The sequence below is a fragment of the Shewanella sp. GutCb genome, from assembly GCF_002836135.1.
Taxonomy (GTDB): Bacteria; Pseudomonadota; Gammaproteobacteria; order Enterobacterales; family Shewanellaceae; genus Shewanella.
This window is the reverse complement of sequence record NZ_PJBL01000025.1, coordinates 165731-180040: the sequence shown is the minus strand read 5'-3', so window position 1 is coordinate 180040 and position 14310 is coordinate 165731. Positions and strand designations below refer to the sequence as shown.

Sequence of the window (14310 nt, the reverse complement as noted above, 5' to 3'; positions counted from 1 at the left end):
AGTGAACTTGAATAAATGGACACATTGACAGGACACAAGCACATGACTCAACTCTACTCATCTCTAAATTTCGACCTTGGCGAAGACGTCGACATGCTACGCGACGCGGTACAAAATTTTGCTGCTAACGAAATAGCACCAATAGCCGCCAAAACGGATATCGATAACGCGTTTCCTAACGAGCTTTGGCCAGTACTCGGTGATATGGGTCTGTTAGGGGTCACCGTTGCAGAAGAGTACGGTGGTGCTAACATGGGCTACCTAGCGCATGTCGTTGCCATGGAAGAGATTTCACGCGCATCAGCTTCTATCGGGCTCAGCTACGGCGCTCACTCAAATCTTTGTGTTAACCAGATAAACCGTAACGGTAGTAAAGAGCAAAAAGACAAGTACCTACCAAAACTGGTGACAGGTGAACACATTGGCGCCTTAGCCATGAGTGAGCCCAATGCCGGTTCAGATGTGGTTTCAATGAAACTGCATGCACGTAAAGAGGGTGACAGATACATTCTCAACGGCAACAAGATGTGGATCACTAACGGCCCAGATGCCCACACCTATGTTATCTACGCAAAAACGGACCTCGATAAAGGTGCACACGGAATTACCGCTTTTATTGTCGAACGCGGCTCTAAAGGCTTTAGCCAAGCACAAAAACTCGACAAGCTCGGCATGCGTGGTTCAAACACTTGTGAGCTTGTTTTTGAAGATTGTGAAGTCCCAGCAGAAAACATTCTTGGCGGCCTAAACAATGGCGTTAAAGTGTTAATGAGTGGGCTTGATTATGAGCGTGTGGTGTTGTCTGGTGGCCCACTTGGGATCATGACGGCGTGTATGGATATCGTCATACCTTACGTTCACGAGCGTGAGCAGTTTGGTAAATCTATTGGTCAGTTCCAGCTAGTACAAGGCAAACTTGCCGATATGTACACTGGCATGAACGCCGCAAAATCTTATATCTACAACGTCGCTAAATCATGTGACCGCGGTGAAACAACCCGTAAAGATGCCGCCGGCGCTATTTTGTATTCTGCGGAACTGGCGACCAAAATGGCACTCGATGCGATTCAACTGCTCGGCGGTAACGGTTACGTCAATGACTACGCCACTGGCCGCTTGCTGCGTGACGCTAAGCTTTATGAAATTGGCGCAGGTACATCAGAAATTCGCCGTATGCTCATTGGCCGCGAACTGTTTAACGAGTCAAAATAAACCAATAATAAGACTCGTTTAGCGAGTCATTAGAGCCCTAATTTGGAATACGGGCGACAGCCACAACGTCGCTCTGGTTCCAACTTCAAAAGGATTGAAATTGTGACTCAACTCAGCAGTCGTATTAATTCCCGCAGCGATGAATTCAAAGCCAAATTTGATGACATGGCCGCCGTCGTTCAAGACCTAAAATCAAAACTACATCAAATTGAACAAGGTGGCGGCGACGTTGCTCGTGAACGTCACCTTTCACGTGGAAAGCTACTGCCGCGTCAACGTGTTGAGAAACTACTCGATCCTGGTTCTCCTTTTTTAGAAATATCACAGTTTGCCGCTTTCGAACTCTATGAAGACCTCGTCCCTGCTGCCGGCATTATTGCCGGTATAGGCCGAGTGAGTGGTGTTGAATGCATGATTATCGCCAACGATGCCACAGTTAAAGGCGGTACTTACTACCCTGTGACGGTGAAAAAGCATCTGCGAGCGCAAGAGATTGCCAGCCGTTGTCACCTACCCTGTATTTACCTTGTCGATTCAGGCGGCGCAAACTTACCCCGTCAAGATGAAGTGTTTCCAGACCGAGAGCATTTCGGGCGCATTTTTTATAACCAAGCGAAAATGTCGGCTAAAGGTATTCCGCAAATTGCCGTGGTGATGGGGCTTTGTACCGCAGGTGGTGCGTATGTTCCCGCGATGGCAGACGAGTCAATTATCGTTAAAGAGCAAGGCACCATCTTCCTAGCAGGTCCTCCACTGGTAAAGGCTGCCACCGGCGAAGAGGTCACTGCTGAAGAACTTGGCGGCGCTGAAGTACACACTAAAATATCGGGCGTTGCCGATCATTTGGCCCAAAACGATGACCATGCTTTAGAGCTTGCTCGCAAAGCCGTCACTCGACTCAATCATCAAAAACGGATTGAAGCACTACTGACACCAACCAAACCACCAAAATTCGATATTAACGAACTTTATGGCATTGTCGGGACTGATCTTAAAAAGCCATTCGATGTTAAAGAGGTCATTGCACGTGTTGTCGATGATTCTGACTTTGACGAATTTAAGGCTAATTATGGCGCCACCTTGGTGTGTGGTTTCGCGCGTATTCATGGCTACCCCGTCGGCATCATCGCTAACAATGGCATCTTGTTCTCTGAGTCTGCACAAAAAGGCGCCCACTTTATTGAGCTTTGCTGTCAACGCAAAATACCACTGTTGTTTCTACAAAATATTACTGGCTTTATGGTCGGTAAAAAGTACGAACATGAAGGTATCGCCAAGCATGGTGCCAAGATGGTGACCGCAGTGTCATGTGCCAATGTGCCTAAGTTCACTGTCATCATCGGCGGCAGCTATGGCGCCGGTAACTACGGCATGTGCGGCAGAGCGTTTGATCCAACCATGATGTGGATGTGGCCCAATGCGCGCATATCGGTCATGGGCGGCGAACAAGCTGCCGGGGTGCTAGCCACCGTTAAACGTGATGGTCTTAAACGGAAAGGCATGGATTGGTCAGCTGAAGATGAGCAAAACTTCCGCAAGCCCATCGTTGAGCAATACGATAAAGAGGGTCACCCGTATCATGCCAGCGCGCGTTTATGGGACGACGGTATTATTGACCCAGCACAAACTCGAGATGTTGTTGGTTTAGCCCTTTCTGCCGCATTAAATGCGCCAGTAGAAGACACTAAATTTGGGGTGTTCCGTATGTAATGGCTCGGCCATTGCTGCGACAGAAAGCAGAAGCTAAACCTTGGACCTAAACTGGGAACAACACAATGACTAATGAAACCCTACAAATGACCACTGAAAGACTTGCGCAGCAATGTCAGTATGTCAGCTGCACACTCGATAATGGCGTCGCTGAGCTTATCCTTGATCGCCCCGACAAACATAATGCGTTTGACGAAGTGATGATAAGCGAGATGATCCAAGTGCTTGAATACTTCGCTCACACTCCGCAATGCCAAGTGCTTGTCGTTAAAGCCAATGGTAAAAACTTCAGTGCTGGCGCCGATCTAAATTGGATGCGCAAACAAGCAAAAATGGATTTCGCGCAGAACCTTAGCGATGCCAACGAGCTCGCCAAGTTAATGTCAGTACTCGACAAATTCCCTAAGCCGACTATCGCTAAAGTACAAGGCGTCGCTTTTGGTGGCGCACTTGGCCTCATTTGTTGCTGCGATATCGCCATTGCCAATCCACGAGCCAGTTTTTGCTTAAGCGAAGTGAAGCTTGGACTCATGCCTGCAGTGATCAGCCCTTATGTCACTCGCGCCATGGGTCAACGTGCAGCGCGTCGCTATATGCTGACCGCCGAGCGATTCAACGTACAAAAAGCCATTGAGCTGCAAGTGATCCACGAAGTGGAAGATGACTTAGATGCTGCAGCAGCCCCTATCATTGCTGCGCTGCTCAGTAATAGCCCCCAGGGGATGGCATGGGCTAAGCGCTTACTGTCAACACTTGAAGACGGCGTAATAGATCAAACCACACTCGATTACACCAGTGAGCGTATTGCTAGCATTCGAGTTTCCATTGAGGCTCAAGAAGGCCTCAATGCATTCTTTGAAAAGCGCAGTCCCGACTGGTCTATCAGTCAAAAAGATGTACTCGATAACGCTGCTACCGCGCCAGGAGCCAAATAATATGTTTACCAAATTGCTAATTGCCAACCGTGGTGAAATTGCTTGCCGTATCATTAAAACAGCTCAAGTAATGGGCGTACGCACTGTGGCGCTGTATTCAGATGCCGACATTGACGCTCGTCATGTTGCCATGGCCGATGAGTCATTTTATCTCGGTGGCAGTGCGCCAGCGGATTCGTACTTAAAAGCAGATCTGATTATCGAGATTGCCAAGAAATCTGGCGCTCAAGCTATCCACCCAGGTTATGGTTTTCTATCTGAAAACGCCGAGTTCGCTTTAAAATGTGAACAAAGTGGTATTGCGTTTGTGGGCCCAAGTGCCGCAGCCATTGATTCTATGGGCAGTAAAAGCGCGGCAAAAGAGATTATGGGTGCCGCAAATGTGCCGTTAGTGCCGGGTTATCATGGCGATGCACAAGATGATGCCTTACTGATCGCCGAAGCCAACAAAATGGGATTTCCGCTGCTTATTAAAGCGGCCTATGGGGGTGGCGGTAAAGGCATGCGCATTGTTGAAAACAGTGGTGAAGTGCTTGAAGCAATTCAATCAGCAAGGCGCGAAGCCATAAGCTCATTTGGCAACGACAAGCTATTAATGGAGCGTTATTTACGCCAACCTCGCCATGTTGAAGTACAAGTGTTTGCCGACAGCCAAGGTGACTGTATCTACTTATCCGATCGCGACTGCTCCATTCAACGTCGCCATCAAAAAGTCGTCGAAGAAGCGCCCGCACCAGGCCTTAGCGATGCACTGCGCGTCAGCATGGGCGAAGCCGCCGTTGCTGCAGCAAAAGCCATTAATTACGAGGGTGCAGGCACGGTCGAGTTCCTACTGGATACCGACGGCAGCTTCTACTTTATGGAGATGAACACTCGTCTGCAAGTAGAACACCCAGTCACCGAAATGGTCACCGGCCAAGACCTCGTCAAATGGCAGTTGATGGTCGCCAGTGGCAGTAAGCTGCCGTTAACACAAGATGAAGTGCGTATTCACGGCCACGCGTTTGAAGTGCGTATTTACGCCGAAGATCCACAAAATGACTTTTTGCCAGCCAGTGGCAAACTCAACTTTTTACGTGAGCCAGAGCAGAGCAAGTTTGTCCGTATTGACTCAGGTGTACGTGAAAATGATGTGATCAGTAACTTTTACGACCCGATGATCTCAAAGCTTATCACTTGGGATGAATCGCGCCCGCGTGCACTACAGCGCCTTGTTCATGCCCTTGCCTCATATCAAATTAGCGGCTTAAAACACAATATCGAGTTTCTGGCCAACATTGCTGAGCATGACGCCTTTAGTGACGCCAATTTTAGCACCGACTTTATTGCGCGTTATGGCGATGCATTAATTGGTCATGGTCTTAGCAACACTAAAACCAATGAACGCCAAACAGCCTTGGCATTAGCCGCGCTTTATCAGTTATGCGCCCGTAAAGAGGACGCTAAACGCTGTGCTATCAATAGTCACGACCCTTATTCACCTTGGGGAGCCGTCAGTGGCTTTAGACTCAATAGTGCCAGTGTGCATCAAGTCGCCTTGCTCGATGATGAGCAACAAGTTAATCACCTTGAGCTCACTGAAACTCAGCTCGGCGGTCAATCGGTCTACCAGCTCAATTTGAATGATAGCCAGTTAACGCTATCTGGTGAGCTCATCGGCGAAACCCTGCATGCTGAAATAGCCCTGAGCAGCAACTGCGCTCAAGCCATTAAGCGCACAGGGCATAAGATAAAAGTGCCCGTCAGCCAAGTAAGTGAAGACTTTACCCTATTTATCAACTCAAGCAGTTATCACTACCGCGCCATTCAGTCTGAAGTGGTCGAAGAGCAAGACAACTTAGAAGATAAGCTCAAAGCACCAATGAACGGCACTATCGTGACCCACCTAGTTGAAATGGGTGATAGCGTGGTTGCCGGACAAGGCATTATGGTGATGGAAGCGATGAAGATGGAATATACCATTGAAGCGCCATTTGATGGCACCGTCAGTGCGTTCTTCTTTAAAGCCGGAGAGCTGGTCAGTGACGGCATGTTACTCGCCGAAGTTGAGCCCACCTTTGTTGAATCGTCTTTAGCAGAGGAGCCAGCGTAAATGGCCTCTAATTCATACGCTAAACAAGTCAGCATATTTGAAGTCGGCGCCCGTGACGGTTTGCAAAACGAAAAGCCCGTCACCACGGCAGATAAGATTGTCTTGATTGAAGGTTTAGCCGCAGCGGGTGTAAAACGCATCGAGGCCGCAAGTTTTGTGTCGCCTAAATGGGTACCGCAAATGGCCGACTCGGCTGATGTGCTTAAAGGAATTACCCGTAACACTGGCGTGACCTACAGTGCCCTCACCCCTAATCTTAAAGGCTTGGAACTTGCACTTGCCGCCGGCGCCGACGAAGTTGCCATTTTTGGCGCGGCGTCAGAAAGCTTTAGCCAGCGCAATATTAACTGCTCGATAGAGGAATCAATTGAGCGCTTTATCCCAGTAATGGAGCTGGCTAAAGCCAATAATATCAGGGTGCGCGGTTATGTATCGTGCGTGCTGGGTTGCCCTTACGAAGGTCATATCGCCGTGAGTGAAGTGGCTCGGGTGTCTGAATTACTTTACAAAATGGGCTGTTATGAAATTTCGCTCGGCGACACCATAGGTGTTGGTACTGCGCATAATGCCCGGAAGATGGTGGAAGCAGTCGCCACTGTTGTGCCCGTTTCGCAACTGGCGCTGCATTTCCATGACACCTACGGTCAAGCACTCGCTAACATATTGGCCTGTTTAGAGACTGGCGTCAGCGTCATTGACTCATCGGTGGCAGGTCTTGGCGGTTGTCCTTATGCCAAAGGGGCATCGGGTAATTTAGCCACCGAAGACCTCGTCTATATGCTCCATGGTCTCGGTATTGAAACCGGTATCGATCTAAACAAACTTGCACTTGCAGGTAACAAAATTAGCCAAGCACTTGGGCGCACGAATGGCGCCAAGGTCGCACAAGCACTCGCCGTTTAACGCAGAGTTGCTTACATATTTTAAAGAACTAGATTTTAGAGAACTAGATTTTAGAGAATAGTTTTAGAGAGCCGCCTACCCTACAGGTTTTAAAAGTGGCTCTTTTAATAAGGAGATTATAACAATGGCAGGACTAAACAAGGTTGTCGGTAGTTATGAAGAGGCATTAAAAGGCCTCAGTAATGACATGACCGTGATGGTCGGTGGATTTGGCTTATGCGGTATTCCCGAAGGCTTAATCGCCGAGATGGTAAAAATGGGCGTAACAGGCCTAACGGCTATCTCTAACAACGCAGGCGTCGATGACTTTGGTCTAGGGCTGCTATTAAAGAGTCGCCAAATTGATACCATGATCGCCTCTTACGTTGGCGAAAATGCCACCTTTGAGCAGCAAATGCTCTCGGGTGAACTGAACGTGATCTTAACGCCTCAAGGCACTCTCGCAGAAAAAATTCGTGCTGGCGGTGCCGGTATTCCCGCGTTTTTTACCGCTACAGGATACGGTACGCCCGTCGCTGAAGGTAAAGAAACCCGCGAAATAGACGGTCGTCACTATGTATTAGAGCCTGCACTTAAAGCCGACTTTGCTTTAGTTCGCGCATGGAAAGCCGATACTATGGGTAACTTGGTGTTTCGCAAAACCGCCGCCAACTTTAATCCCATGATGGCTACGGCCGGTAAAATTACCGTGGTAGAAGCGGAGCACATTGTTGAGCCTGGTGAACTCGATCCAGACCATGTTCATACCCCTGGGATCTATGTAAACCGTATTATCCAAGGCACGTTCGAGAAACGTATCGAGCAACGTACCGTTAAAGCCGTCACTGACGCTAAAAGATAAGGAGGCTACACTATGGCATTATCAAGAGAACAACTCGCGCAACGTGTAGCAAAAGAACTCCAAGACGGATTTTACGTCAATCTAGGCATAGGCATTCCAACATTAGTCGCCAACTACATTCCTGAAGGAATAGAGGTGATGCTGCAATCTGAAAATGGTTTACTCGGAATGGGCGAGTTTCCAACAGAAGAGACCATAGATGCCGACTTAATCAATGCTGGCAAGCAAACCGTAACCGCGGTCGATGGCGCCTCATTTTTCTCATCCGCAGAGAGCTTCGCTATGATCCGCGGCGGCCATGTTGATTTAACGGTACTGGGTGCATTTGAAGTCGACGAGCAAGGCTCTATCGCCTCTTGGATGATCCCCGGTAAACTGATTAAGGGCATGGGCGGCGCGATGGATTTAGTCGCAGGCGCTGACAATATCATCGTCACCATGATGCACGCTGATAAAAAAGGTAACTCTAAGCTGCTCCCTAAATGCGAACTGCCACTCACCGGTTTTGGCTGTATCAAACGGGTATTAACTGACTTAGCCTTTATGGAAATAAAAGACGGCGCATTCCATCTGCTTGAACGCGCTCCAGGGGTATCGGTTGAAGAGATAGTCTCTAAAACAGCAGGTAAGCTCGTTGTGCCAGAACACGTGCCTGAAATGAGCTTCTAGACATTTTATGAGGTAACTTAGTGATTTGTTTACTAGGTGGCTTGTTTATTTAGTGACTTTTTACTTAGTAATTTTGTCTTTAAGTAAAGTAGATTGCAGCGGTGCTTTACAGGATCTCAGCAATAAAAAACGCAGCTCATTAGCTGCGTTTTTTGTTTCGAGCAGAATTGAATATCGGCACATTGGATCAGGCTGCTGTTCGAGCACCTAAATACCACTAAGCAGCGGCTCTTCAACTCATATCTGGACAGAGATGAGATAGCTTAGCAGAACAACTTGGGAATAATTGGGAGTCATCCCGGCAAGGCTTCTGGGCCGGGTTCTAGTGCCATTACCTAAAACATCTACTTATGATGGAAAGCAGCTCATCCACTATGTCCTTTGCAAGCCGCCGTGAATACCTCCATGTAGGCTCTGCTGAAAAATCCCTTTTTCAGAAGCTTGCACGTTCCACAGCAGATGCTCTGCCAGCGAGTTTAGAGTAGCGTCTAGCTCATTTCTGGACAGGAACGCGTTAGTGCAAAGGGTCTAAGAATGGGTAGTGGAATTAGCAAATGTATGGGTATCAATTAAAGTTTACACTGACCCCACTTATTGTTTTCTAAGCTGGATCCATTGAGAAAAGGATCAATCACGTAGTATTCGATAATACTTTTTGTCGTAGATGACGGTCAAAGCGATACAATAACTCACATCGGTTATTCTCATATTAAACTGAATAGTGCTCAACACTTGGTATTAGTTCATTTTTGGCAGCTGAATAGCTCGCGAATTTATCCGTAACCACCTTTAACGGTATCCCCTTCTGACCTTTTAACAACCGCGTAAAGAACCTTATTGCTGCTCGCTATTTCATTCACTCGCCAATAAGTTAACATTAAAGCAACAGTGTAAAGGTTTTTATTTCATCTTGAAAACTTCCTTGTAACGTGAGAGGGTCGTTTTTCGTAATGTAATAAATACATTAAATTGAGTATATCTAAAAAGGATATTTAGATGAAGTTACTATCAACATTATTTATTAGCAGTGTTCTATTTTCGTCATCTGCATTAGCCATTGATAATTATTATATCGAGTGCAGTAGCTGTGTTACTGAGTCGCAATTTACTCAAATAGCGAAAGATAATGCAATACATAGAGAAAATATCTATGTGAACGTTATGAATTTTAAAAATTATGAAATAAAAAAATATGCAGTTTATAAAAACTCTAAAACAGTATGCGATCCAAATGGTAGAGAACCAGATGGTGAAGGTGGTTTTATTTATGACTGTTGGCTTGAAAAAACTTTGACTGCAGACAAAGTAAATATAACTAATACTGAGTTGAATTTATTTATAGATTTAGCCAATAGTACAAATGCTCTCAATCAAGAAGTTTCACAGAGGACAATAGGGGTTCCTAAGGAAATATTACCTAGTGGGTTAGATATTGTAGGTTCATCATACAAAGGAAATAGCGTTATAAGTTACTACGATTCTCTGTCATACTTTGACAGTTCAGTTATTGGTAAATACCTAATTGCTTTTGAGGCATTATCTAAAACTATTTCAGCAGGCATAACTATCAATGCTCCTGCCGTAAAATTCACTTTTTCAGATAATACTGTGGCTTATGCTGTTTTTGACTTTGTTGATTCTGATGGTATTGCCCACTTAAAGTTTATAAAAATCACAGGTGAGAATGGATTAGAGTTAGACTTAACAAAAGATAATCCATTCAAAAAAAATTATGACGTTTCAGGAATGTCACTCACTTCATGGCAATCACTTTTAACTGCTTTTAAAGCATATGGGTTGGCTGTAAATATTGCAGATACATCAACTGTTCCTAAAGGTTCTGTTACAATTATTGACTGTTCGAATAGCACTGAAACTGTGTGCAGAAATCCACTATAGTCGGAATAAAATAAAAGGTATTTATTATGACATTGAGCCCAGGGTTATTTGCAATGGCTATATTGCCATTTATCTTTTTAGTTGGTGTACTGAGTTACTATCTAGGAAAAAGAAAAACAAACACGCCAATTATTACGGCTGTTCTAGGGGCTGTCGGCGGAATATTCCCACCTCTAGGTATTATATATCTCATGCTTTTAACTCTTAAAAATGATATTGAAAGCCATTAAAAATATTAAAAAGCCTTCTAATTATATAAGGCTATTAGGATAAGCGTTATAGTTTCTATTTAAGTTGGCAACAGTTAGGCATATAAAGCACTGAACGTAATTACGTTCAGTGCCTTTTCCCAATAATGATACAGGTGAATTTGCGGTTATGTCGCAAAGTTGACGAAGTAAACTAGAGGGTGTTGTTGAACAAATCACGGCCCTAGACGCTGCTCCCCCAAATTAGGCAGCTTGTTTCCTAATTGGCATACCTAGTCCTATTACTTTGTTCATTACTTTTACGCCTGCTAAAGCTTCACCTACTTGAGCGTTGTAATCTAGAAGGCTTCGGGACTAATTAGTTGCATATATCAATACATCGCAGTCTCAGAGAACGACCATACGTGGAAATCATTACCATGTTTCCATTGTGCTAATTGATTAACTTTGAGCGCTTTTACAGCTTCCTCTATCGGGTGCCCTTCCTCCCAATACCCGGCATTACTTCTAGGTGGAACAGTGGGCTTACAACCCTTCCGTTTGAGTAGCTTAAGTTACCTGTAGTGTCATAGGTACCATCAGCTGAAACAACTTCATGAGTACAGCTATCGACTGCTCGGTGTATCTTACGCCAAGTACGACGCTTCTCTTTGCCGTGCTTACGTGTTTTCCACTCACCTTCACAAGTTACCAATTAAAGGTCTAGTAACAACTAGACCTAATACGACGTAACTATTTTATGATTTCTATCAAATTTGGGCATAACTTAGTTAAAGTTAACCTCCCGCAGCCCCATATCCCAGACATGAAGATGGGCCCATTCCCACCCGGACAGATAAAACCATCAGGCCCATGGCCATATCTTCATGCCTTTGCCACGCCCGATGCCATATGAGACTGCTACCTCTGTGTATTTTGTTTATGCATACTTTTTGAGATGTAGATAGCCTTCACTACGCACACTGAGCAATTATTGGCGGAGATGGCTTACAATAAGATTCGCGTGTGCAGTGGTGATATGACCCATTCCTTACATGAGCAAATGTATGTCAAACTGTCATGAACAAGATATGAATGAGCTTTAACTCTAGATGATAAAGGGGCACAAATGCGTTACCTTCAGACAAAGGTGGTTCCAATGACCTGCGGTCAGCGTATGTGCAGACGCAACTGAGGCTCGCTGCAACTCTTTATAAAAGAAAGGGTCCATGTGAGCTCAATGAAGACATCTGACCTCCAAGGACGGAGGAAATGCCAAATTCTGTATGGAACAGAATTGGCCATGCCATCAAAGGCCTCAGCCGCATCTACACTGGTTTCGAAAAGCACAACGCTCCAGCTCCTGCATTTTCAATTTTAAAACAGAAATCTAACCCCCTAACTACTTAGGCAGCGAATAACACCATCTTCCCCGTTGGAAATTTTCGCTTTTCAGACAATTTCGCCGGGGCGCTGAGGGATTGACTCTTATGAAATCAAGAACGGGCGCAAGCGCTTTGCCCCTTGGCTCTGGTGTGGGCGAAGCACCACGACGTTGACTTGGATTTTGAAAAACAATAACGGATAGATCAGCCAAATCGTTTTGGGGCATAAATGCGTTAGATTTTTAGCTCTAACGCACTATGATTAGATAATGGAAAGTATTTTGATGCCTTAAACGCGTGTATGTAATTGCTCACACAAATTCCAAATCCTATTTGAACAATTGTCCAAAAGACTTTTCCGAGACGATCGAAGATAACATAGAAGAGAAAGAATCCAGCATCGCTTCATGTAAAAAGTTACCCATACTAATACGTTTTACACCTAATCTTTCTAACATCTCAAAGTCCGGAAGGTCGGGCACACACATAACGTTAATCGGTAGTTCAGTGCTTGCTACGACAGCCCTGATATCATTAGGAAATTTAAGGCATGGCAAGAAAATACCATCTGCACCTGCACGTTGGTACATTGCTATTCTTTCTATACTCACTTCGAGAGCGTCTTCAATATTGAGTAAATAAGTATCGCTCCTTACATTAACAAACATTGTAATATTCATTTGGTTTAGTATAGCTTTAACCGATTTGAGTTTGTTGGCGAACTCAATTTCATCACATAATAGCCTTTCACCTTGAACAACTGTACTGTCTTCGATGTTCACACCTACAACCCCGACCTTCGCTAATTCAATTATGTTTTCAGCGATTACTTCTGAAGAATCTCCATAACCAGATTCAATATCTACTGTTAGAGGCAAACTAGATAGGTTAGAAATCGCCGTCACAATCGACAACAACTCCTCGAATAAAACATGTTCACCATCTTCTTTTCCTAACATTTTTGCTATCGCTGCGCTAGAAGTTCCAATCGCTGAGAAGCCGTTCCGTTCGGCAATTAGAGAACTAGAGACATCCCAGACATTGCAGATAAGTAGGGGCTGCTCTTTTCTATGTAGATCTTTAAACATAACTTTGTATCCCTTTCGCAGTTTTGAATTTATGTATTTCAAATTGGAGACTACTACAGGGAAGGTACGGTAATTGGCCACATTCGGAACTCAACGTTAATTAAACAACGCAAAACCACTACACTCACCTTCAGATAACTTTTGGTGGGGTAAACTGGGCATAAGTGAGTTAGCTTCTGCCCATAATAGTTCCAATGACCTACGGTCAGCGCATGTGCAGACGCAACTGAGACTTGCCGTAAGCACATCTGACTTCCATGAACACTCCTGCTCGCATCAGCACTGGATTAGAAAGCACCATCTTCCAACATCTGAATTGATAATTAAAAAACACAAATCCCAGCCCCATCAAACTCGGAAATATAGGCGTAAGTAATACGTTGAAGAGCCATCTCATTTAGCCATATTCGGCCATGTCGCTTTTACTGACTCGCTTTTCCGTTATGATGCTCTATCAGTTATATACGCGTATTGAAGAGGTATTGAACACCATGGATATCAATGGAACCTGTATCTCATCAACAATGGATGATCACGGCCCTATTTATGTTTATCAAACAAGAACCAGCCGCATCCTCAGCTTCGATGGAAAAATCTATCAAAGCTCTATGAAAATCAAAGACATTAATGGGTTAACACTTGGCTACACTCAGGCCATGATGGCGGGGTTATTGTTTATCCCCACCGTCAAAATAGCCACCATTATGGGGCTGGGTGCAGGCTCAATGGCAAAGAATTTGCTCAGTAGTTTTGCCGAGATAAACGTGCACGCGATTGAATACCGTGAAGCTGTGGCGCAGACGGCCAAAGAATATTTCTACTTGCCCGACACCAAGCGTCTTTTAATTCATATAGACGACGCGGTGAACTATATGAAAAACACCGAGATGAAGAGCGATATTATCTTTTCAGATCTATACAACTCAGATGGGATGGAGCCGAAGCAAGTACAATCAAGCTACTTGCGTGATTGTAAAAATGCACTTAACGAACAAGGTGTTCTGGTGCTCAATATCTGCCATACAGGGCTTGAATTACGACAAGAGTTAGATGAATTACTCGCGCATGAATTTGAAAACCGACGACTCAGTTTTGAAGTTGCAGGTGGGAACACTATCATACTCGCATTCAAAAATGACATTCCCTCGATGACAAGAGAAGCGCTACTGGCTAAAGGCCAATCCTTGCAAGAGAAAATGAACATTGCGATGGAACGTTATGCCAATTTGCTTTGTGATATACAAGATATCAATTAGCCATCGATAACGTATTAGCTCAATTCATTCCAACTTCAAGTGCAGCTCCAAGTCAAAATAGGTCCAACATCAACTCACTCAAGTTGATGTTGGAAGCGACATAAAATGATCAAACAGATTAGGGGCTGTTAA

11 protein-coding genes and 1 pseudogene are annotated in these 14310 nt (G+C 45.0%); 10 read left to right on the top strand and 2 right to left on the bottom strand.

Annotated features, from left to right (window positions below; translation table 11 throughout):
- The first annotated feature begins 42 nt into the window (after window positions 1-42).
- The 9 genes from CXF86_RS15110 (at window position 43) to CXF86_RS15070 (ending at window position 10491) form a co-directional block, all read left to right on the top strand.
- A complete protein-coding gene (locus CXF86_RS15110; protein WP_101092304.1) occupies window positions 43-1212 on the top strand; it encodes an isovaleryl-CoA dehydrogenase in 1170 nt (389 codons plus the stop codon).
- A 102-nt stretch (window positions 1213-1314) separates the two neighbouring features.
- Window positions 1315-2922 (top strand): carboxyl transferase domain-containing protein, encoded by a 1608-nt coding sequence (locus CXF86_RS15105; RefSeq protein WP_101092305.1) that lies wholly within the window; start codon window positions 1315-1317, stop codon window positions 2920-2922.
- An 86-nt stretch (window positions 2923-3008) separates the two neighbouring features.
- A complete protein-coding gene (locus CXF86_RS15100; protein ID WP_101092313.1) occupies window positions 3009-3857 on the top strand; it encodes an enoyl-CoA hydratase-related protein in 849 nt (282 codons plus the stop codon).
- A 1-nt stretch (window position 3858) separates the two neighbouring features.
- Window positions 3859-5949: an acetyl/propionyl/methylcrotonyl-CoA carboxylase subunit alpha gene (locus tag CXF86_RS15095; protein WP_102039385.1), complete on the top strand. Its 2091-nt coding sequence runs from the start codon at window positions 3859-3861 to the stop codon at window positions 5947-5949.
- A complete protein-coding gene (locus CXF86_RS15090) occupies window positions 5950-6852 on the top strand; it encodes a hydroxymethylglutaryl-CoA lyase (protein WP_101092307.1) in 903 nt (300 codons plus the stop codon). It abuts the gene before it with no gap.
- A 124-nt stretch (window positions 6853-6976) separates the two neighbouring features.
- Window positions 6977-7693 (top strand): CoA transferase subunit A, encoded by a 717-nt coding sequence (locus CXF86_RS15085; RefSeq protein ID WP_101092308.1) that lies wholly within the window; start codon window positions 6977-6979, stop codon window positions 7691-7693.
- 12 nt (window positions 7694-7705) lie between these two features.
- Window positions 7706-8362, top strand: a complete 657-nt coding sequence (locus tag CXF86_RS15080; protein WP_102039384.1) for a 3-oxoacid CoA-transferase subunit B — start codon at window positions 7706-7708, stop codon at window positions 8360-8362.
- Between the two features lie 996 nt (window positions 8363-9358).
- Window positions 9359-10261: a hypothetical protein gene (locus CXF86_RS15075; protein WP_102039383.1), complete on the top strand. Its 903-nt coding sequence runs from the start codon at window positions 9359-9361 to the stop codon at window positions 10259-10261.
- A gap of 26 nt (window positions 10262-10287) precedes the next feature.
- Entirely contained in the window at window positions 10288-10491 is a 204-nt protein-coding gene (locus CXF86_RS15070) for a hypothetical protein (RefSeq protein ID WP_102039382.1), read from the top strand.
- Window positions 10492-10713: 222 nt separating this feature from the next.
- Here CXF86_RS15070 and CXF86_RS15065 read toward each other — a convergent pair.
- Together CXF86_RS15065 and CXF86_RS15060 are read right to left on the bottom strand one after the other, a co-directional pair.
- A pseudogene (locus tag CXF86_RS15065) lies at window positions 10714-11152 on the bottom strand (transposase); the annotation flags it as partial.
- Window positions 11153-12163: 1011 nt separating this feature from the next.
- Window positions 12164-12922 carry an isocitrate lyase/PEP mutase family protein gene (locus CXF86_RS15060; protein WP_102039381.1) on the bottom strand — a complete coding sequence of 253 codons (759 nt, stop codon included), beginning with the start codon at window positions 12920-12922 and terminating at the stop codon, window positions 12164-12166.
- Between the two features lie 491 nt (window positions 12923-13413).
- Here CXF86_RS15060 and CXF86_RS15055 point away from each other — a divergent pair, with 491 nt between their 5' ends.
- Complete coding sequence (locus CXF86_RS15055) at window positions 13414-14178, top strand: spermidine synthase (protein WP_101092893.1); 765 nt, start codon at window positions 13414-13416, stop codon at window positions 14176-14178.
- Window positions 14179-14310: the final 132 nt, after the last annotated feature.